This window comes from Novosphingobium sp. (assembly GCF_049240505.1).
Classification (GTDB): domain Bacteria; phylum Pseudomonadota; class Alphaproteobacteria; order Sphingomonadales; family Sphingomonadaceae; genus Novosphingobium.
This window is the reverse complement of the sequence record NZ_JBMLSM010000125.1, coordinates 1-19,146: the sequence shown is the minus strand read 5'-3', so window position 1 is coordinate 19,146 and position 19,146 is coordinate 1. Positions and strand designations below refer to the sequence as shown.

Here is a 19,146-nt window from a genome sequence, read left to right as displayed (position 1 = left end):
GGTCCTTCCCTGTTCGGCGAACATGCGGTCCAGTTCGCGCAGTTTCTGGTTGTCGCTTTCGCGGTCGTGCATGATGCGGGCGGGCTTGAATTCGGGATTGTCGGCAGCAACCAGGCGTTCGACGGTGTCCATGCGATCGTCGAGCCTCTTGGCGAGCTGGTAAAGCTCTTCCAGCAGGGCTTCATCACCGCTGGTCAGGGTCGGCGCGGTCTTCCACTTGGTGATGTAGTGGAGGATCAGCCACGGCAGGCCGACGAAAAGCATTCCGACGACGCCGATGGGAACGAATATGTCTTCCATGACTTAGCCTTCCTTCCCAAGCTGGCGCTTCATCGCTTCGAGTTCCTCGTCGATCTTGTCCTGCCCGGCGAGCGCGGCAATCTCGTCAGCCAGGCCGGGCTTGGTATTGCCATCGGCCAGGCTCAGCGCATCGGCCCGGCCTTCGGCATAGTCTACGCGGCGTTCGAGCTGGTCGAAGCGGGCCATCGCCTCGTCCACGCGCTCGCTGGCAAGCAGGGTGCGCAGGCGGACGCGGTTTTCGGCGCTTTCGAGGCGGGCAGCGATGGCAGTCTGGCGGCTGCGGGCTTCGCGCAGGCGCGTCTGCAGCTTTTCGATGTCCTGTTCGTAGGCGCGCATCGCATCATCCAGCACGGTGATCTCGGTGCGAAGCTGGTCACCCATGTCGGCGGCCTTCTTCTTTTCAACCAGCGCGGCGCGGGCCAGATCTTCACGGTCCTTCGACAGCGCAAGCTGGGCCTTTTCCGACCAGTCAGCCTGAAGGCGCTCCAGCTTTGCCACGTGGCGGCCCATTTCCTTTTGATCGGCAATGGTGCGCGCGGCAGAAGCGCGGACTTCGACCAACGTCTCTTCCATTTCCATGATGATCATGCGGATCATCTTGGCAGGATCGTCCGCCTTATCAAGCAAGTCATTGAAATTGGCGGCAATGATATCGCGGGTACGCGAAAAGATGCCCATCAGGTTTACTCCGGAATTGAAGGAAGGACGGGGTGACGAGCCGTTGCTCTGACCAAAGGCATCCTTGGCAGAGGCGCGAAAGCGATCAAGTTCCACATCGAGGCGGGTGGTACGGCCACCCTCCTTCCCCTGCGGACGGATCGGGGAGAGTTCGTCGGTCATCATGCAAGCTCACCGGTGATTGCCGCGCTCGACGCCACAACGGTCGGCACAGAGCTGACCTGCTGGCTGAGCGCGAAGCAGCACATCACCACGACTGCACCGATGCTGGCGAGGCTGGCGCGACCGAGCGGGGTGGAGAAGAAGCGGGCGGTGTACATCTGATTGACCTTTCGGCGTGTTGAACCGGTCATTTCCGGGTTGTTCATGGAATAGCAAGCCGCGTGCCAAACTGCGCGAGTGCCGGATTTCCGGCACTTTCCGCACTTTACATGCCTTTAATGTTGGGAAATATTGCGAAGGCTTGGGAAAATGCGCTAATCCTGCGGAATGGATCGGGAAGTTCAGTTCATCGGGCAATCGGGTGCTTTCCTCGACGCGGTTGAGCGCGCCAGCCGCGCCGCGCCGATGCGTCGCCCGGTGCTGGTGATCGGGGAGCGCGGGACCGGCAAGGAACTGATCGCCGAACGCCTTCACCGCCTGTCATCGCGCTGGACCGAGCCGCTGGTAACGATGAACTGCGCCGCCCTGCCCGAAACGCTGATCGAAGCCGAACTGTTCGGACACGAAGCGGGCGCATTCACCGGCGCGACGCGAACGCGGGTCGGTCGCTTCGAAGAAGCCGACAAAGGCACGCTGTTCCTTGATGAACTGGGCACGCTTTCGATGGGTGCGCAGGAGCGATTGCTGCGCGCGGTGGAATATGGCGAAGTAACGCGGATCGGATCAAGCAAGCCGGTGCGCGTGGACGTGCGCATCGTGGCCGCCACAAACGAGGATTTGCCCAAGCTGGCCGAAGAGGGCCGCTTTCGTGCCGACCTGCTCGACCGGCTGAGTTTCGAGGTGATCACCCTGCCCCCTCTGCGTGTGCGCGAGGGGGATATCGCCGTGTTGGCCGATTATTTCGGGCGGCGCATGGCGGCGGAACTGCATTGGGATTCGTGGCCGGGCTTTGCGACTTCGGTGCAAAAGGCAATGGAGGACTACCTCTGGCCGGGCAACGTGCGCGAACTCCGCAACGTGGTGGAGCGCGCCGTCTATCGCTGGGACGACGGGACGCAGGCCATCGGGCATGTGCAGTTCGATCCGTTCGAAAGCCCGTGGAAGCCGGCAGTGTCGATGCGGGCGGCAGAGGCTTCCGAGAGCGAGCCGGCCACGCCGACGCGCCTGACGGCTCCATCAGCGGACATTGATGGCGTGGCAGACCTGCGGGCGGCGGTGGACGCCCACGAACGCGCGATCATCGAACACCATCTGGGCCGCAACCGCTATAACCAGCGGCAGACGGCCAAAGCGCTGGGGCTGACGTATGACCAGTTGCGGCACTGCATGAAGAAGCACGGGCTGAGTGAGCGGGGATAGCGTGGATTTTGTTTCGCGCAGAGGCGCGGAGAAAAAGGGCAAGTTTATCTCACGCAAAGCCGCAAAGACGCGAAGACGTCGCGCTTTCGGCAAAGCCGTGTTCAATCTCCCATTCATCTGTCGAGAAACGTAAAGGCCTGCGGCGCGCACTATCTCTTTGCGGCTTTGCGGCTTTGCGTGAATCAAATCTGAAAACTGAACACCTCTGCGCGAAACACTCTTCTTTGCACCCCAGAAGAAACCCCCTAACGCCGCACAACCATGTCTCTCACCCGCCTGACCCTGCGCGATTTTCGCAACCATACCGTCACGCGACTGGAAGGCACGCAGGCGTTCAACGTGCTGGTGGGTGAAAACGGCGCGGGCAAAACGAACGTGCTGGAGGCGATCAGCCTGTTGGCACCGGGACGTGGGCTTCGGCGGGCGCAGCCTGCGGAAATGGCCGGACGGGACGGCCAAGGCGGCTTTGCCGTGGCGGGAGAAATAGAAGACGGGGCCGTGCAGATCGGCACGTCAACCGATGCACAGGCGCCCAATCGCCGCACGGTGCGGATCAATGGCGCAGAAGGCCCGGCAGCGCGGCTGGGCGAATGGCTTTCGATCACATGGCTGACGCCCGCGATGGACCGCATCTTTGCCGAGAGCGCAGGATCGCGGCGGCGCTTCCTCGATCGGCTGGTGCTGGCGCGCGAACCCGGCCACGCCAAAAACGCCACGCGATATGAAACGGCGCTGCGCGAACGCAATCGGCTGCTGTCAGAACCGGCTGAGCCTGATCCGCTGTGGCTGGACGGGATCGAGGCGCAGATGGCCGAGGCAGGCGCAGCGATGGCAGCCGCGCGCGCGGCACTGGTGGCCGATCTGGGCGCCGTGTTGGAAACGGTGCCCGAACAGCCGTTCGCACGGCCTGCGCTGACCTATGCCAGCGAAGTGCCCTTGGAGCCGGACGCCTTGCGCAGCGCTCTGCGCGATGGGCGGCGGCGGGATCGGGCTGCGGGGCGTTCGCTCACCGGGCCGCACCGCGATGATCTGGCCGTCACTCTGGCCGCGAAAAATGCACCAGCAGCGGATTGTTCTACCGGTGAACAGAAAGCCATGCTGATCGCCATCGTGCTGGCCCATGCCGGACTGACCGCAGGGGAGCGCCCGCGCCTGCTGCTGCTGGACGAAATCGCCGCGCATCTCGACCCCGTGCGGCGTGGTGCCCTGTTCGAGCGATTGGCGCAAAGCGGAGCGCAAGTGTGGATGACCGGGACCGAGATGGCACCGTTTGCCGACATCGCAGGCCAGAGCGCGGTTTGGAGCGTGCGCGACGGCGCGGTCGTGCGGGTTTAGGAAAAGACGTCTGCAGGCGTCGGGTTCTTCGGATCAGGCCCGAAACGATTGGAACCGCGCGTGCCATCAAGGCACATCAGCACCAGAATTGCGAACCATCCGAAGAACGGGATGATCCACAACAGCAGGAGCCAGCCGGTGCGATCCTGATCGTGCAGGCGGCGCACCGACACGGCGAGGCCGGGAACGAGACTGGCGAGCCAGAACAGACTCCCGATCCAGCTGCCCGCCCCGACCAGCCGCGTGCCATAGACGAAAGCCCCACTGCCGCGCTCTACCTCGCTTGTTCCGAACACGATGTTCAGGGCGATCATCACGAGGAAATAGAACAGCGCGAAGCTCCAGTATTCGCGACGGCGCGAACGACCGAAAAACTCGGCATAACGGCGGTAGGGCAGGATCATCCAGTTCATCGGTGTTTCCGCAGATCAGCCGAAGACATCGTAACCGACGGGATTCTTCGGATCATCGCCAAAGCGGTTCATGCCCGCAGTGCCCGGCAGGCACATGAGCACGAGCAAGCCGATGCTGACCAGCGAACCGATGAAGGGAATGGCGCTGGCGACGATGAAGCCCAGATACCACCAGCCCGACATATCACGATCATGGAAGCGGCGAACCGTGACGGCGATGGAGGGAATGAAGCTGCCGAGCGCGAAGACGACCATCAACGCAATGCCAACCCAGCCGAGTGGACCAATGCCCGGAACTTCAGCTGGGGTTACCGCATCTGGTTCAGGCAGACCGGCCATCATCGCCTGCATCCCGCCACCTGCCAGAACAAGCGCAATGCCCACCGCGTAGACAAGGAACATGAACAGCGCGAACATCCAGTATTCCTTGCGCCGCGAACGCCCCGAAAATTCGGCGTAGCGACGGTACGGCATCAGCATCCATTCCATGATGTTCCCCCTTGTTATGCGGCACCTGGCCGTAAAGCCAAAGCAGTGGACCACGAATTGCAGATTGCGGCAAGCAGGCGATGCCGCTTCGGATTCAGTTCCCGACGAGAACGAACGGTGCCCACGTTGCGGGATGGGCGGCGCCTGGGACTTTGGCATCGCGGATGATAGCCACTTGCGCCCGACGCAACGCTTCTGCGCGAGAAAGCCCTTTCCCGGCACCATTCAAAGTGTCGAGGGTCAGGCGGCTGGCGACATCATCTCGCACCGGCCAGTGCGAAAGCAGCAGCGAACGCGCACCTGCAGCCACGAAGGAACGCGCAAGGCCGGAAAAGGTCGGCGCGCTCTCGCCATCACCCGCGCTGGTATCGCAGGCGGACAGGATCACCCAATCGGCATCAAGGCGCAGTTTGGCGATCTCCGACGCGGTGAGCAGGCCGTCATCCTGTTCGTCGGGCTTATCGGGCGGCGTGAGCACGAGCGCAGGCTCAACCAGATCACGGAACGCTCCACCCACAAGGCCATGCGTGGCAAAGGCGATCACACTGGCCTGATCGAGCTTTGCCGCTTTTACTGCGGTTTCGGTGGCATCGGCACCGATCAGCAAGGCAGGCTTGCCCGGAAAGGCGCTGGCCATGTTGCGCAGTTCGTCAGCCGCGCCCGGCAGGCTGGCCAGTTCGCGCAAAGCCTGAATGCTGGTATCGCCGGAGCGCAGCAGCTTGGCCGAGCGGGTGGCAAGCCGCAGCGGTTGCCCCAACACGGGCGCGCCAATGCCTGCGAACGTCTGGTCCGCGCGATTTGACGGCTTTACCGGCGAGGGCATGACAGAAAGCGGCACCGACACGGCATGATCCAGCGCAAGCCAGCGGGTGCGCTTCAGCGCTTCAGGCGCATCGTCCGCGCCTTTGGGCAGTTGCGTGACCATCGCGGAAAACGGCAGCGCGGCAAGGCTGCCGGTGGCCAGAATGCGCAGATCGGCCGACGATTTCACTGCATCGCGCACAGCCTTTGGAAACAGCGCGAGGTAGAGATCATAAGCCGCCTTGCGATCGAACGCGCCCTGTCCGTTGTTCAGCAGACCTTGGTCGATCGAACCGCGCATACGCTTTTCGAGATCGAGCAGGGCGCGTGGAGTGATGGGCGAACGCGCCGTAACGGCCTTTTGCGCGGTGACCGCCATGACCAGCAACCCGTCTTCAGCAAGACCGTAAAGCACGATTGCCTGACCGGGGGCGAGAGCCGCCTGCACCGAATGCAGCGATGACAGTTCGACAGCCGTCTGAGCCTTGTATCCGGGCAAGATGCTGGCGAGCAGCGCGTCCTGATCGCGTAAGCGAGCATCAACGGAGATGATATCGTGGTTGAGACGCTCAACCGCTTCGGACTTTTGAGCAGCAACGCTGGCCGCAAGCGAGCGGCGCAAACGCGCGCCTTCGGCGGCAAGTTGTTGATAGGCACGCAGCGCCTCAATCGCATCGGGACTTTTGGCCGAGTTCAGCAACGCCATGCTGGAGATGGCCGTTTGCAGATCGCCAAGGTTGGCGAATTGCAAAGCCTCAAAGGCTTGCGCCATATCGCCAGCCTTCGCAGCAAGCTCCGCCTGCTGGATGAACAAGACCTGGTATTGCTGCGCAAGTCTGGAGAGTTCCGCGCGGGGTGTGGCTCGGTCCAGCAGGCGCGCGCGGGCGGGCGTGAGAGCGGCGGTTGCGCTGGCGAGCGCTTGCACGGGGTTACCGGTTGCCGCCGCAACCTGAGCACTGGAAACCATACCGCCGATGCGGCGTGGACTGCTTTCGAGTGTACGCGCGGCATAGTTGGCGTTCACATGGTCCAGCAGCGGCACGGCATCGCTGAACCGACCCAGCAGGATATATTCGCGGGCAAGATTCAGTTCTGCGAAGAGGACATCGGGATGATCCGGTGAAGACGCTCTCTCCCGCCCAAGTCGAACGGCCTTCTCCCGAAAGGCCAGCGCCCCCGCAATGTCGCCCGACCATCGGGTGACCCGCGCGAGTTGGCCGATTGCCGTCGTGACCAGCGCGGGCTGGCCGGGAACGATTGACTTCTCGAAAATCTCGGCCCCACGCTGATAGAACGGCAGCGCTTCATCCCGCCGGCCGGAATTGTCGAGAGCGTAACCAAGCGCTTCGATGGTGAAGCCAAGTTGGGGATCATCGGGGTTGAGCGTTTTGGCGCGCTGGTCGAGCGTTCGACGCAGAATGGGGATCGATTGCGCAAACAGGCCATTGTCGTTGTAGATCGTTCCGAGGCGGTTGAGTGCAGCCAGCGTAACCGGATGATCGCCACCCAATCGTGTTTCCGCCCAGACGAGCGCGGATCTGGCGGGCTTAACGGCACCTTCGATATCGCCTGTGGCGCCCAACAGCGCGGAATAGCTGATGCCAAAGTCGGCAGGCAAAATAACGTCGGAACCAGACAGGCTTTCAGAAAGAGCTGTGGCTGTCTCCCACGCTTCGGCAAACCGGGGCAATGCGGCCAGTGGATTGCCGCGCTGGTAGTCGATCAACCCCAAACCATAGAGTGCCGAAGCATAAGCTATGGACTTTCGACCTGCCACCTTGTCCGCCATGAGAAGCGCTCGTTGCAGCCACGTTTCCGCTTCGTCGTTTCGGCCCATCCCGCCAAGAGTTGAACCTATGGCGTCCAGAATTCGGGCATGTTCAATGCTTTGTGCGCCTGTTCCGCTTGCCAGCCTTGCCTCGGCATTCTGCAGAATCGGGAGCGCCTCATCATAGCGGTCGAGCCAATAAAGCGCGTCAGCCCGTGCCAGTTGGACTGCCAACAGATCAGCAGGATCAACTCTACCGCCCGATTGCACTTTCGCCAGCAACGCATCGATCCGTTGCAATGCCTCCGCGGGACGAGCCGCAATGTCGAGGGTCTTCACGGCGCGCAGTTCCGCTGTCAGATTACCGGCAGGCGCAGCGACAGCCGCACAAGGCACTGCTGCTGCCAGCAGAGCGGCCCAGATCAACCTCGGCATTTCTTCGCACCCCCGGAACGCTTTGCAGCCCAAGTGCGAGAATGGTTAATCAAAAATGTCGCCGAAGCCAGTGCGATTCAGCACATTTTCACTTCAGCCAGCCCGCCTCGCGATACCACGCCGCCGTGGCGTGAAGGCCCATGCGGGTTTCGACCTGGGGCGTCCAGACCGAGGCGGGTGGTTGCAGGCCTTCACCCACGCGCCAGTCCGGGTGGCACATGTAGCCGACGCGATCCATCGTTAGCTTGGCCCCCTTGCCACGAAAGCGCGCGTCGAGCTTTGCGCCAAGGCGAAGCATTCCGGCGGGCAGGTTCATGGCGGCAACGCGCTTGCCCACGGCCATCCCGATAGCCTTGGCCATATCGTTGTGCGTCCAGCCGCCGGGCGTGCCGTCATCCGGTTCGAACGTCATGTGCGTCACCTCCTCGCCGCCGGGGATCAGGGCGAGGAGCAGGCGGGCAAGGTCGCTCACGTGGATGAGCGAGGCATGACCCTTTGGCGGGATCGGCAGGACGCCGAACCGGGCGGCCTTGAACATTTCCAGCGTATCAGTGTCACGCGGGCCATAGACCCAGGGTGGGCGCACGACCGTCCAGTCCAGACTGCTGGCCTTGACGATCTTTTCGCCACGCAGCTTCGACTTGCCATAGATCGAAAGCTCCGGCTCGCGCGCGGACAGGGATGAGACGTGCACGAAGCGCGGCACGCCAGCATCCAGCGCGGCATTGACCACGTTGAGCGTACCCCAGACGTTGCCGTCTTCGAACCCTTGAGCATCGGGCGCGTTGACCACACCAGCGATATGCAGAACGACGCTGGCCTTGCCAACGAGGCGTTGCAGCGCGCGCCTGTCTTGCAGATCGCCCTGCACCCACTCTACCCCAGCGCGGGCTTCCTGGGGGCGGCGGGCAAGCGCACGCACTTCAAGCCCGGCGCGGGCGGCATATTCAAGCACGGCCTGTCCGACGAACCCGGTCGCCCCGGTGATCGCCAGCAGTTCTGCGGGCATTACAGCAGCACCATCTGATCGCGATGGATCAGCGCAGAGCGCGGAGCATAACCCAGCAGGGCTTCATGCTCACGGCTGTGATGGCCTTTCAGCGCCATGCACTCAGCCGCGTGATATTCCGAAAGGCCGCGTGCCAGCGTCTGGCCATCAGGACCGACCACCGCGATTGCATCGCCCCGCTGAAAATCGCCTTCAACCCCGGTGATCCCGGCTGCGAGCAGGCTTGATCCGCGCGTCAGTGCAGCCGCCGCCCCTGCATCGACATGCACGGTGCCGCGCATCCGCATCCGGCCGCCCAACCAAGCCTTGCGCGCCTGCTTACGCCCGCGCGGCAGGAACAGCGTGCCGCGATCGGTGGTGATCGCCGTACCGATCGGTGCAGTGGGCTGACCATCGATGATCGCCAGCGCCATGCCTGCCAGCTCGGCGATCTCCGCCGCTTGCAGCTTTGACGTCATTCCGCCCGACCCTAGGCCGGAGGATGACCCGCCCGTTGCCATAGAATGAATCTCGGGCGTGACGCCGCGCACCACCGGAATGCGGATGGCACCGGGCTGGCGTGGGTCGCGGTCATAAAGGCCATCGATGTCCGAAAGCAGAAGCACGCCCGATGCGCCCGCCGCCTGCCCGACGCGCGCGGCGAGACGGTCGTTGTCTCCAAACCGGATTTCCTGCGTGGCGACAGAATCGTTCTCGTTGATCACCGGTACTGCGCCCGCTGCCAGCAGCGTGCCCAGCGTGGCGGTCGCGTTGAGATAGCGGCGGCGGTCTTCAAGGTCTTCGAGCGTCAGCAGTATCTGGGCGGCGGTCAGGCCGTGGCCAGCCAGCAGTTCCGCCCAAAGACCGGCGAGCGCGATTTGACCAACAGAGGCTGCGGCCTGCGCATCGGACAGACTACCGCGCCCGCCCTTGGCCAACCCCAGCTTGCGGGCGCCCAGCGCGATGGCGCCAGAGGATACGACGATCACTTCCTGACCGGTGGCGCGGGCAGCCGCAATTTCTGCCACCAGCGCAGACAGCCATTCGCGACGCGGCGCGCCATCCTTGCCCACGAGCAGCGCCGAGCCAACCTTGACCACGAGGCGCGGACAGGTGGTGGCATCGGTCATATGGGCAAGCTGGGTGATGTTCATGGCACGCCGCTTAAGCGATTTGTGACAAGGCGTGAAGGGTTACCGGTCGGATATGTGGGGCGGGACGTCTCTTGGCCCTCAAGGCGCAACTAGAATACTTCGTCATTCCCGCGCAGGCGGGAATGACGAAGGTGCTATATCAGATCGGCGACCACGGCTTCTGATCGGCCTCGTCCTCAACCTCGCCGTCGGGACGTTCGGTAACGGTAGCGACCGGCAGATATTCGAGCACCGCATCGAGCAGCGCGTCCATACCCTTGCCCGTCGCGCCGGAGATCGGATAAACTTTGTCTGCGCCTGCTTCGAGCAATTCCTTGCTGAACGCCTTGACCAGTTCCTTGTCGACCAGATCGATCTTGTTTAGCGCGATCAGGCGCGGCTTTTCGTCCAGCCCGGCGCCATAAGCCTCAAGTTCGCTTTCGACGATGTGCATCGCTTCGACCGGATCGGTATCGCTGTGAATGTCGATCAGGTGAATCAGCACCCGGCACCGCTCGATATGGCCCAGAAAGCGGTCACCAATGCCAACGCCATCTGCAGCACCTTCGATCAGGCCGGGAATATCGGCCAGCACGAATTCGCGATTGCGGTGGCGCACCACGCCAAGCTGCGGGCGCAGCGTGGTGAACGCATAGTCGCCCACTTTGGCCTTGGTGTTGGTGATCTGGTTGATGAAAGTCGATTTGCCCGCGTTGGGCAGCCCCACCAGACCGGTGTCGGCCAGCAGCTTCAACCGCAGCCACACGTACATTTCCTCGCCCGGCCAGCCAGGGCCGTGCTGGCGCGGGGCGCGGTTGGTCGAGCTCTTGTACGAGGCATTGCCACGCCCGCCATCGCCGCCGCGCAGCAGCACTTCGCGGCGCCCCACTTCGGTCAGATCGAGCAGCACCGTCTCGCGGTCATCGTCGAGAACTTGCGTTCCGACCGGGACCTTGATCACAAGATCATCGCCGCCCGCACCGGTGCGATTGCTACCCGCACCGCCGTGGCCGCGCTGTGCCTTGAAATGCTGCGCATAGCGGAAATCGATCAGCGTGTTCAGCCCGGCGACGGCTTCGAAAATGATATCGCCGCCCTTGCCGCCGTTGCCGCCGTTGGGGCCGCCGTATTCTTCATACTTTTCGCGCCGGAAACTGACCGCACCGGGGCCGCCCTGGCCTGAACGGATGAAGATTTTGGCCTGATCAAGAAAATGCATCTGGGTAACTGTTCCACTGACAGGCCCGAAGCAATGCAACACGCCGCCCCGGAGCCGAGCCTTTTACCCGTTCATGGAGAGCTTGTAACGTCAGACCGCAAGGCGCCTGCCTGATCAGGCGATCTGATGATACCTGGTGGAGCCGAGGGGGATCGAACCCCTGACCTCGTCATTGCGAACGACGCGCTCTCCCATCTGAGCTACGGCCCCGTTCCCGGTACCCCCAACCGCTGCACGGCCGGGAACGCCGCCATTAGCGCAGCGCTCCCGGCCTGCAAAGACCCCATTTGCAGATTTTTCGGCGGCCCGCCTGCCTCAGTGCCCCGCCCCGCCGACCGCGCTGGCCGTGACAGGCAGCACAATTGCGGGCTGCGCAGTGGACACAGGCGTACCGTATTGGGCCTGCCAGATCGCCAGATCATTCCGGTAGACTTCATACCGACGGTAGAAATCATCGAACACAACCTCGATGCTGGGCAGGCTGCGCATCGCGAAGGCTTCCAGATCGGCAGACTTCACCGCAGCACTATCGCGCGCCACCGCGCCCACCGCATCGCAGAAATCGGTCAACGTGGGTGGCAGGGCAAAGTGGTTGTAGACCGACGTCATATAGGCTTCGCGCGGGGCGATGAACTTTGCGCCGTGCTTGGCCTTGAATTCAGCATCCACCTTCTTGTTGACCGCAGCCAGCGTCTTGGCGTGGTTTTTCAGGAAGTCCTTGTAGAGCGGCAGGATAGTGGCGTGCTGCGGCTTGAAGCAGTTCAATGCAGCCACATTATAGGCCGAACGCAGGTTCCAAAGCATCTGCGCGGAACTGATGTTGCGGTTCAGCGAATAGCGCAGGCCATTGGCGTCAGCGGGCGGAATTGCCAGATTATCCGATGCGTTGTTTGGCGGGCGCGGCTTGGGCGGGATCACCACGACCTTGGGCGGGGGTGGCGGCGGCGGGGGTGGCGGCGGCGGAGCCTTTGGCGCGCAGGACGCAAGGCCAATGGCCAGCGCTGCGGTAAGGACTGCTGGCGCACCTAAGCGCCGGAACTCAAACATCGGCATTCCCCCGAGAACTCGGTTTTCAAACGATCCCGATTTGATGTGGTCCAGTTACAATGACGGAGCCTGAACTTCGGAACCTTGCTGCAAGATGAAGCAACCCTAGCGCGGGGATGGGATGATGAGAATCCCCCACGCAAAGAAAACCCGGCGAGCCGTTGCGGCACGCCGGGCAATTTCATTCATTCCGGTTCTATCAGCTGATCAGCGGCGTTCGCCCATGAACTGCAGCAGGAACGTGAACATGTTGATGAAATCGAGATAAAGGCTGAGCGCACCCATCACGATTGCCTTGCCCGCGAAATCCGTGCCCGCGACATAGGCATACTGTTCCTTCAGACGCTGCGTATCATAAGCCGTAAGGCCTGCGAAAATCAGCACGCCAAGGAAGCTGACAGCCCATGCAAGGCCCGGCGACTTCAGGAAGATGTTGATCACCGATGCGATCAGCAGACCAAACATGCCCATGATCAGGAAGCTGCCGAAGCCCGACAGGTCCTTCTTCGTGGTGTAGCCGAACAGGCTGAGACCCGCGAAGGCACCTGCGGTTGCGAAGAACGTGACCGCAATCGACGGGCCGGTGTAGACGAAGAAGATCGCCGACAGCGACATACCCATGACCACGCTGAACGCCCAGAACAGCGACTGCATCGCAAAGGTGGACAGGCGATTGATGCCAAAGCTCATCACCATCACGAAGGCGAGCGGCGCCAGCGCGACGACCCAGCGCAGCGGTGTGCCGAAAACGGCTTCCGCGAGACCGGAGGTTGCGAAAACCAGCGCGACGATGCCCGAAAGCAGCACGCCCGATGCCATGTAATTGTAGATCGACAGCATATGACGACGCAGACCCGCATCGAACACGTCGCTGCGGCCCTGGATGCCGGAAAGGCTCGGAGACGCGCCGAAGCCCGTTCCGGTGGGCCGAGGGTCGTTCCAATTTGCCATTTTCAAAGCTCCGTTCTGTGACCCCAATGGCCACGTAAACGGAATATCGGCGCAACCGGTTCCGCTTTCAAGCGAAACCGGCGCAAGAGCGGGGCAATCAATTGTAACGAATTGTTGCGGATCAGGCCTTGGCGCGGGCCTGCGCGGTCATTTCGGCGCTGCGATCGCGTGCTCCGCGCAAGGTATCGGTCATCAGCGACACCAGCCGCGCATCCTTGTCGAGCACGTCGATGCCAACCTGCGTTACCCCGCCGGGGCTGGCGACACGGCGGGCGAGTTCGCCAGGATTGTGTTCTGATGCTGCTGCCAGCATGGCTGAACCTTCCACCATCGACAGGGCCAACCGGTCTGCCTGATCGCGCGGCAGACCAAGCGCCGCCGCGCCTTCGGCCAGTGCATCGATCACGCGATAGACGAAAGCCGGGCCTGATCCGGCGAGCGCGGTCACGAGATCCATCTGATCTTCGCCGGAAAGCCATTCGGCCTGCCCGAGCGGGGCCATCAGCGCATCGATTTCTGCACGAGCGGCGGCGTCTGCCTCGCCAACCAGCGCGATCGGCGACTTGCCAAGCGCTGCGGCGAGGTTGGGCATGACGCGTACAATGGCGCGCGCTTCTGGGAATGCGCTGCGCAGGGTCGCCAGATCGACGCCAGCAAGGATCGAGAGCAGCAGCGTTTGCGGGCCAACGGAAGGGCGAACCGCCGCCGCTGCATCGGGCAATTGCTGCGGCTTGAAGCCCAGCAGCACAACGTCGAACGCCCCCTCACCCTCTGACGCAGTCTGCAACAGGCGCACGCCTTGCGGAGCGGATTCGAGGTAAGGATCGACAACGGTGAAGCCTTCGGGCGCAAGGCCACCGGCCAGCCAACCCTTGAGCATCGCGCCGCCCATATTGCCGCAGCCGAACTGGAGGAAGGTCCTGGTCATCAGCTTTGATCCTTGAGTCGCCTATGCACGCTCCATGCCTCCCCAGGCGTGACGTCGCAAGGCTAAGGCTCAAGCTTCGCCCGCAGCGTCCACCAATGCGCTGGCGAGCGCTTCGGCGGGGCTTTTGTCACCCCAGAGGATGAACTGGAACGCAGGGTAGAAACGATCACATTCATCAACCGCGGCCTCGATCGCAGCCTGAGCCTGACCGATGCTGAGCAGCCCTTCGTCGCCCAGCATCAGCCCGTGGCGGTAGAGCAGGACCGCACCGTTCGACCAGATATCGAAGTGGCCGATCCATACCTGCTCGTTGATCAGGGCCATGAGTTCGAAAACCGCAGGCTTCTTGTCGTCAGGTATGCGAATGTCGGGCAGGCACAGGATCTGCAGCACATGGTCTTCCACGCGCCAGATCGCGCGCAGTTGATAGTTCGCCCATGAACCCTGAATTTCGCCGGTAACCTCGTCGTCCGAGACGAATTCGCACGGCCATCCGCGCGCCTCGAACAGCGATGCGATCATGTCGACCGGCGCGGCCTCCTCGCGCTCGTTGTCGTCATGGCCGGTCCGCATGGTACGTCCCCTGAACACTTGATCGGGCCTCCTCGGCTGGTCGGCCCCGGCAGGGCATGATGCCCTCCCTGCTGCTCAAACCGTCAATGGAGGCAAGCACCCCTCACCGACAATCTTGGGTTAACAGGCGGTTGGGCAAAACTCGACAACGTTGTGGGAAAGCTGTGGACAAGGGGTGAACAGCAGCCAGGATGACCGTAGTCACTTCGACGCCAGCGTATCCACCGCCTGTCCGGCCGGACTGGTCCACTGATAGCTCGAAACACCGCTCTTCTTCAGCTTGGTGACGAAATCCTGGGCTGAAGCCTCGCTTTCGAACGGGCCGGTCAGCAGACGGAAATTGCTGCGCCAAGGTGAAAGATAGGGTTTCCTGCTGCGCAACAGTTCAGGCGCTTCCTTCACCAGACGACGCCATTCATTATCCATCACGGTTTTGTTCGCACCGGTCAGCACTTGCACCCAAATGCGACTGGGATGACTGGGCTGCGCCTTCTTCGCCTTGGCGTCCTTGGCCGCTTTGGAGTCGCCCGCTTTGGCGTCCTTGGCCGCTTTGGAGTCGCCCGCTTTGGCGTCCTTGGCCTTCGCATCCTTGACGCTCTTCGCATCTTTTGCAGAAGGCTTCTCCGCCTCCTTCGCAGGTGTGCGCGAAACATCGGTCGGACCATCGGGCCGTTCGCCGCGCGGATCAGCCTTCGCAACAGGCTTTGGCGGCAGCCGCGTGATATCGACAGCAGCAACAGTGGCCGACCGTTCTTCGGCAGGTGGCTCAAAAGCCTTGAACATCGATGCAAAATCAGCCGGACGCGCTGGTTCGGCAGCATTGGCGGGCGGCGGAGTGCCATTCGCGGCAGGAGTGGCCTGCGCCAGTTGAACGGTGGACGTGGCGGGTTGGGTCAGAGGCGTTGCAACAGGCGCCGACGAAGGCGTCGCAGCCAGTGTAGCCGTAGCTTGCGGCACTGCAGCGGCTGTGGCGGCGGGCGGTGGTGCGGGTGCAACGGGCGACGGGGCGTTAACCGCTCCAGCGGTAGACCCACCGACCCGCGCGAGATCGAAACCCGTGGTTGCGGACGGCTGCGCGCGTGGCGGTGTCTGCACCGGTACCGCTGCGCTGACCTGCGCCTGCGTCGCCCCCAAAGGCGCGTTGCTGATGGCCCCGCTTGTTGAAGAGGGCGTTTGGATCGGAGTTGACGCAGCCGTTCTCACCGGAGCCGTTGTGGACTGCAAAAGCGTGGACTGCGCGGACGCAGACTGCGCAGGTATGGCAACCGCGCTTGCTGGAACATCACGCCGAATCGGTGGAACCGGCGGCCGCACCGTGCCGGGTGGCACATCAAGCGCGGAAAGGACCGTCGGTCGCTGCGGTGCAGGTGTCGCAACAGGGGGCGTAGCACGTGCAACTTGCGTAGCCGCAGGTTGTGCCACCGATGTTGCAGGGGCAGGCGCAGGCGTGCGTGGCGCGGTCTGGGCAGCCGCAACCTTGCCATCGTCGCGCCCCGGACGGCGGCGCTTTTCGCGACTGGGCTTTTCCGAAGCCGAAGCGGTGGAAGGCCCAAGCGGCGCGCCAGCCGGAATCAATCCCGCCTCAGCTCCGCTCGGCGCACGCGGATTGAGCGCGGCATATTGCACCACACGCGGATCGTCGCGCCCCATGTCTGCCGCACGGGGAAAACGACCAAAATTGGCAGCGGCAGCCTGTTGCGCCGGAGTCAGCCGAGGCATGAACCGCAGGTAAGGCGCGATGCCCGAAGCCAGTTCCTGCGGCATCGAGGCATAGGCGATGGCCACAGCCTCATCCGCGCCATTGGTCACCGCCATTGCGAACGTCCGCGTGCGCCACGCGGCACGATCCTGTTTTTCGATCAGTGGCGCCAGTAGCGCTTCTGCTCCGCGACGGTCGCCGGAAATGGCGAGGCTCATCGCATAGCGGCGCGTGGTTTCGTCGTTGGTGCCACGGCTGAGCGCAACCTGATACCAGCGCTGCGCCCGCCCATTATCGCCCACCAGATCATAGGCCAGCGCGCGTTCGGCAGCCATTGCAAACGTATCGCCCCCGGCACGTTCCGCATCGTCAAAAGCGCGAATGGCCTCGACCGGATTTTCGTCAGCCAGTTGCGCCTTGCCGATCAGCGCCTTGGTGCGCGCGTTGCCGGGCTGCACCTCGTCGGCACGGGTCAGAAAGCCGATTGCCGCATCGCTGTCACCCAGCTTCAACGCCGCTTCGGCAGCGTCCGACAACGCGGGAACATTGCGTGGGTCGGTGGCGAGGCGAGCCAGCGCGGCATTGAGTTCGCGGCTGGGGCTGGGCGCGGTGGATTGCACCACGGGGCGCGAAACGACCGCCGGGCCATCGGGGGCGTCATCAACCTGCGCCAGCGCGTGAGAAGAGGTCGCAGCGAGAAGCAGCGAAACAGCGAGGCGCGTGCCCTGCGCGAAGGGGAAGCAATTCGTCATCCAGCCGCGATCAATACATCATTCTAGATGAAGCGGCGGCAACAGGTGCCGCCGCTCATCGCATTTACTGGTTGTTCTGGCGTCCAAGGAAGCGCGGGATGTTGAGCGAGCCGCTATCTTCCCCGTCCTCGTCCTCACCCGCACGATTCCCGCGCGAGAGATTGGCCATCCGTTCAAACAGGGTGCTGCCGCCAGCAGACTTTGCCGGAGCAGGTTCTTCCGCACGACCGAAGCGTGGCATCGCGGGCTGTTCCGGTGCGGGCGAAGGTGCGGGAGCCGCTTCCGCTGCACCGAGCAGCAGTTCATCAGCAGGCGGTGCCGCAGGTGCTTCCTGCGCAGCCGAAAGATCGAGGGTGAGATCCAGAGGCTCAGGCTCTGCCAACGGCGCGGGTTCCGGCGCTGCAGCAACAGGTGCAGGTTCAGCCTGCACCGGTGGTGTGTAGATCGGCGCCGCAGGGGCAGGCGCTGCGGTCGGCACAGCTGGGCCGCGCGCCGCAGCACCGGGCAACGAAACGGGACGCGAAGCGACCTCGGCCTGCTCGCTGCTCTGTTCGATACCGGTGGCGACCACCGAAACACGGATCTTGCCACCAAGATCAGGATTGAACGCCGAACCCCAGATGATGTTCGCGTTCGGATCGACCAGTTCGCGGATGTGGTTGGCGGCTTCGTCAACCTCAAGCAGCTTCATGTCATCGCCACCGATGATGGAGATGATCACGCCCTTGGCACCTGCCATCGACACGCCATCAAGCAGAGGATTGGCAATGGCGCGTTCGGCAGCTTCGAGCGCGCGGTTCGGGCCTTCGCCCTCACCCGTGCCCATCATGGCCTTGCCCATCTCGCCCATGACCGACCGGACGTCGGCAAAGTCGAGATTGATCAGACCTGGCATGACCATAAGATCGGTGATCGAGCGGACACCCTGCTGCAGCACTTCGTCAGCAAGCTGGAACGCTTCCTTGAAGGTGGTTTCAGCCTTTGCCACCAGAAACAGATTCTGGTTGGGAATGACGATCAGCGTATCGACGTGCTTCTGCAGCTCTTCGATGCCGCTTTCCGCTGCACGCATACGGCGCGTGCCTTCGAACAGGAAAGGCTTGGTCACCACGCCAACCGTCAGCACACCCTTGCGGCGCGCCGCCTCGGCTATGACAGGCGCAGCGCCCGTGCCGGTGCCCCCGCCCATGCCTGCGGCGATGAACACCATGTGCACGCCGTCCAGCGAACGCTCGATTTCCTCAAGCGTTTCTTCGGCTGCGGCGCGGCCCACTTCGGGCCGTGCGCCGGCACCAAGGCCCTGAGTGATATCCGGGCCGAGCTGGATGCGGGTTTCGGCAATCGCATTGTTCAACGCCTGCGCATCGGTGTTGACGACGATAAAATCGACGCCTTCGATCTGTGCGTTAATCATGTTTGCGATGGCATTGCCGCCTGCGCCGCCAACCCCGATCACCGTGATGCGGGGCCGCAGCTCGTCAATGGCTGGCGGTCCGATGTTGATGCTCATAGTCGGTCTCCCAAGCGGGTCGCTGCTATTGCCGTGGGCGTTCGGGTGCCTTTGGCGCGATTGAACAATTTCACATTAACCTGTTGCACAGGCAGGCTTGTCGAATCAAAGGTGCTACAGGCTTTTCCACAGGTTGCAGCACTATGACGGTCAATGTTTCCGGCCATTTGGGGCCGGAATGGTGGAAAACTAGGTTCAGAAGTAATCCTTTACGGCGCGCAACAGCCGATTGAGCAGTCCCGCACCCTTGTAATTGCCGCTCGGCGTGAAGGCCGGGCCGATGCTGCGGATATCCACCGGGTCTGCCGCCGCAAACAGCACAAGACCCACCAGAGTCGTGGAACTGGGTGTTGCATGGCCGGGGGGCAGACCTACCATAGTCGGCGGTGAACCGATGCGCACGGGCCGCCCAAGCGCGGCTTGCGCATAGTCGGCAAGGCCGGGCAATTGCGCCCCGCCGCCGGTCAGCACCACCTGTTGCCCGGTCTGTCCGACGAAGCCCATCGACTTCAGCGATTTGGAAACTTCCTCTGTAAAGAAGCCCAGTTGCTGCGTGATCACCGAGATCAGTTCGGCCCGCGGAATCCGGTTCTTGTCGTCAGCATG

The 19,146-nt window shown here is 62.9% G+C and carries 17 protein-coding genes, 1 tRNA gene and 1 pseudogene; 2 read left to right on the top strand and 17 right to left on the bottom strand.

What is annotated here, in order from left to right:
• The 3 genes from pspB to ACOVQ0_RS10875 form a co-directional block, all read right to left on the bottom strand.
• Positions 1-300: envelope stress response membrane protein PspB (gene pspB / locus ACOVQ0_RS10885; protein ID WP_421884187.1), on the bottom strand; the 300-nt coding region annotated here is incomplete at its 3' end.
• Positions 301-303: 3 nt separating this feature from the next.
• Positions 304-1,140 carry a phage shock protein PspA gene (pspA, locus tag ACOVQ0_RS10880; protein WP_421884190.1) on the bottom strand — a complete coding sequence of 279 codons (837 nt, stop codon included), beginning with the start codon at positions 1,138-1,140 and terminating at the stop codon, positions 304-306.
• Complete coding sequence (locus ACOVQ0_RS10875) at positions 1,140-1,331, bottom strand: hypothetical protein (RefSeq protein WP_421884184.1); 192 nt, start codon at positions 1,329-1,331, stop codon at positions 1,140-1,142. The genes pspA and ACOVQ0_RS10875 overlap by 1 nt, the downstream gene beginning before the upstream one ends.
• A gap of 136 nt (positions 1,332-1,467) precedes the next feature.
• Here ACOVQ0_RS10875 and pspF point away from each other — a divergent pair, with 136 nt between their 5' ends.
• Positions 1,468-2,499, top strand: a complete 1,032-nt coding sequence (gene pspF, locus ACOVQ0_RS10870; RefSeq protein WP_421884181.1) for a phage shock protein operon transcriptional activator — start codon at positions 1,468-1,470, stop codon at positions 2,497-2,499.
• 261 nt (positions 2,500-2,760) lie between these two features.
• Positions 2,761-3,834 (top strand): DNA replication/repair protein RecF, encoded by a 1,074-nt coding sequence (gene recF / locus ACOVQ0_RS10865; RefSeq protein ID WP_421884177.1) that lies wholly within the window; start codon positions 2,761-2,763, stop codon positions 3,832-3,834.
• Here the strand turns inward: recF and ACOVQ0_RS10860 are convergent.
• From ACOVQ0_RS10860 to ACOVQ0_RS10795, 14 genes and pseudogenes are all read right to left on the bottom strand, one after another.
• Positions 3,831-4,247, bottom strand: coding sequence for a DUF805 domain-containing protein (locus tag ACOVQ0_RS10860; RefSeq protein WP_421884173.1), 417 nt, complete (start codon positions 4,245-4,247; stop codon positions 3,831-3,833). The genes recF and ACOVQ0_RS10860 overlap by 4 nt on opposite strands.
• A gap of 15 nt (positions 4,248-4,262) precedes the next feature.
• Positions 4,263-4,736: a DUF805 domain-containing protein gene (locus tag ACOVQ0_RS10855; RefSeq protein ID WP_421884170.1), complete on the bottom strand. Its 474-nt coding sequence runs from the start codon at positions 4,734-4,736 to the stop codon at positions 4,263-4,265.
• 94 nt (positions 4,737-4,830) lie between these two features.
• On the bottom strand, positions 4,831-7,740 hold the full coding sequence (locus ACOVQ0_RS10850) for a CHAT domain-containing protein (RefSeq protein ID WP_421884167.1): 2,910 nt from the start codon (positions 7,738-7,740) through the stop codon (positions 4,831-4,833).
• A gap of 88 nt (positions 7,741-7,828) precedes the next feature.
• On the bottom strand, positions 7,829-8,749 hold the full coding sequence (locus ACOVQ0_RS10845) for an NAD-dependent epimerase/dehydratase family protein (protein WP_421884165.1): 921 nt from the start codon (positions 8,747-8,749) through the stop codon (positions 7,829-7,831).
• A complete protein-coding gene (proB, locus tag ACOVQ0_RS10840) occupies positions 8,749-9,882 on the bottom strand; it encodes a glutamate 5-kinase (RefSeq protein WP_421884162.1) in 1,134 nt (377 codons plus the stop codon). The genes ACOVQ0_RS10845 and proB overlap by 1 nt, the downstream gene beginning before the upstream one ends.
• Positions 9,883-10,021: 139 nt before the next feature.
• The gene (obgE, locus tag ACOVQ0_RS10835; protein ID WP_421884159.1) at positions 10,022-11,080 is read right to left on the bottom strand and encodes a GTPase ObgE; all 1,059 of its coding nucleotides are present in this window, start codon (positions 11,078-11,080) and stop codon (positions 10,022-10,024) included.
• 134 nt (positions 11,081-11,214) lie between these two features.
• Positions 11,215-11,290, bottom strand: a tRNA-Ala gene (locus ACOVQ0_RS10830).
• Between the two features lie 105 nt (positions 11,291-11,395).
• Positions 11,396-12,127, bottom strand: a complete 732-nt coding sequence (locus ACOVQ0_RS10825; protein ID WP_421884156.1) for a hypothetical protein — start codon at positions 12,125-12,127, stop codon at positions 11,396-11,398.
• A gap of 207 nt (positions 12,128-12,334) precedes the next feature.
• On the bottom strand, positions 12,335-13,078 hold the full coding sequence (locus ACOVQ0_RS10820; RefSeq protein WP_421884153.1) for a Bax inhibitor-1/YccA family protein: 744 nt from the start codon (positions 13,076-13,078) through the stop codon (positions 12,335-12,337).
• A 121-nt stretch (positions 13,079-13,199) separates the two neighbouring features.
• The gene (gene proC / locus ACOVQ0_RS10815) at positions 13,200-14,006 is read right to left on the bottom strand and encodes a pyrroline-5-carboxylate reductase (RefSeq protein WP_421884150.1); all 807 of its coding nucleotides are present in this window, start codon (positions 14,004-14,006) and stop codon (positions 13,200-13,202) included.
• A 69-nt stretch (positions 14,007-14,075) separates the two neighbouring features.
• The gene (locus tag ACOVQ0_RS10810) at positions 14,076-14,579 is read right to left on the bottom strand and encodes a YbjN domain-containing protein (protein ID WP_168852354.1); all 504 of its coding nucleotides are present in this window, start codon (positions 14,577-14,579) and stop codon (positions 14,076-14,078) included.
• 201 nt (positions 14,580-14,780) lie between these two features.
• Entirely contained in the window at positions 14,781-17,030 is a 2,250-nt protein-coding gene (locus ACOVQ0_RS10805; RefSeq protein ID WP_421884146.1) for an SPOR domain-containing protein, read from the bottom strand.
• A gap of 64 nt (positions 17,031-17,094) precedes the next feature.
• Positions 17,095-18,540: a cell division protein FtsZ gene (gene ftsZ, locus ACOVQ0_RS10800; RefSeq protein ID WP_421884144.1), complete on the bottom strand. Its 1,446-nt coding sequence runs from the start codon at positions 18,538-18,540 to the stop codon at positions 17,095-17,097.
• A 195-nt stretch (positions 18,541-18,735) separates the two neighbouring features.
• Positions 18,736-19,146: pseudogene (locus ACOVQ0_RS10795) on the bottom strand (cell division protein FtsA); the annotation flags it as partial.

Excerpts from the sequence above, each read along its gene's own strand:
- pspA (WP_421884190.1), bottom strand. The coding sequence starts at position 1,140 with ATGACCGACGAACTCTCCCCGATCCGTCCGCAGGGGAAGGAGGGTGGC.
- ACOVQ0_RS10875 (WP_421884184.1), bottom strand. The coding sequence starts at position 1,331 with ATGACCGGTTCAACACGCCGAAAGGTCAATCAGATGTACACCGCCCGC.
- obgE (WP_421884159.1), bottom strand. The coding sequence starts at position 11,080 with ATGCATTTTCTTGATCAGGCCAAAATCTTCATCCGTTCAGGCCAGGGC.
- ACOVQ0_RS10825 (WP_421884156.1), bottom strand. The coding sequence starts at position 12,127 with ATGTTTGAGTTCCGGCGCTTAGGTGCGCCAGCAGTCCTTACCGCAGCG.
- proC (WP_421884150.1), bottom strand. The coding sequence starts at position 14,006 with ATGACCAGGACCTTCCTCCAGTTCGGCTGCGGCAATATGGGCGGCGCG.
- ACOVQ0_RS10860 (WP_421884173.1), bottom strand. The coding sequence starts at position 4,247 with ATGAACTGGATGATCCTGCCCTACCGCCGTTATGCCGAGTTTTTCGGT.
- ACOVQ0_RS10845 (WP_421884165.1), bottom strand. The coding sequence starts at position 8,749 with ATGCCCGCAGAACTGCTGGCGATCACCGGGGCGACCGGGTTCGTCGGA.
- ACOVQ0_RS10810 (WP_168852354.1), bottom strand. The coding sequence starts at position 14,579 with ATGCGGACCGGCCATGACGACAACGAGCGCGAGGAGGCCGCGCCGGTC.
- pspF (WP_421884181.1), top strand. The coding sequence starts at position 1,468 with ATGGATCGGGAAGTTCAGTTCATCGGGCAATCGGGTGCTTTCCTCGAC.
- ACOVQ0_RS10820 (WP_421884153.1), bottom strand. The coding sequence starts at position 13,078 with ATGGCAAATTGGAACGACCCTCGGCCCACCGGAACGGGCTTCGGCGCG.
- ACOVQ0_RS10805 (WP_421884146.1), bottom strand. The coding sequence starts at position 17,030 with ATGACGAATTGCTTCCCCTTCGCGCAGGGCACGCGCCTCGCTGTTTCG.
- ftsZ (WP_421884144.1), bottom strand. The coding sequence starts at position 18,540 with ATGAGCATCAACATCGGACCGCCAGCCATTGACGAGCTGCGGCCCCGC.
- ACOVQ0_RS10855 (WP_421884170.1), bottom strand. The coding sequence starts at position 4,736 with ATGGAATGGATGCTGATGCCGTACCGTCGCTACGCCGAATTTTCGGGG.
- proB (WP_421884162.1), bottom strand. The coding sequence starts at position 9,882 with ATGAACATCACCCAGCTTGCCCATATGACCGATGCCACCACCTGTCCG.
- ACOVQ0_RS10850 (WP_421884167.1), bottom strand. The coding sequence starts at position 7,740 with ATGCCGAGGTTGATCTGGGCCGCTCTGCTGGCAGCAGCAGTGCCTTGT.
- recF (WP_421884177.1), top strand. The coding sequence starts at position 2,761 with ATGTCTCTCACCCGCCTGACCCTGCGCGATTTTCGCAACCATACCGTC.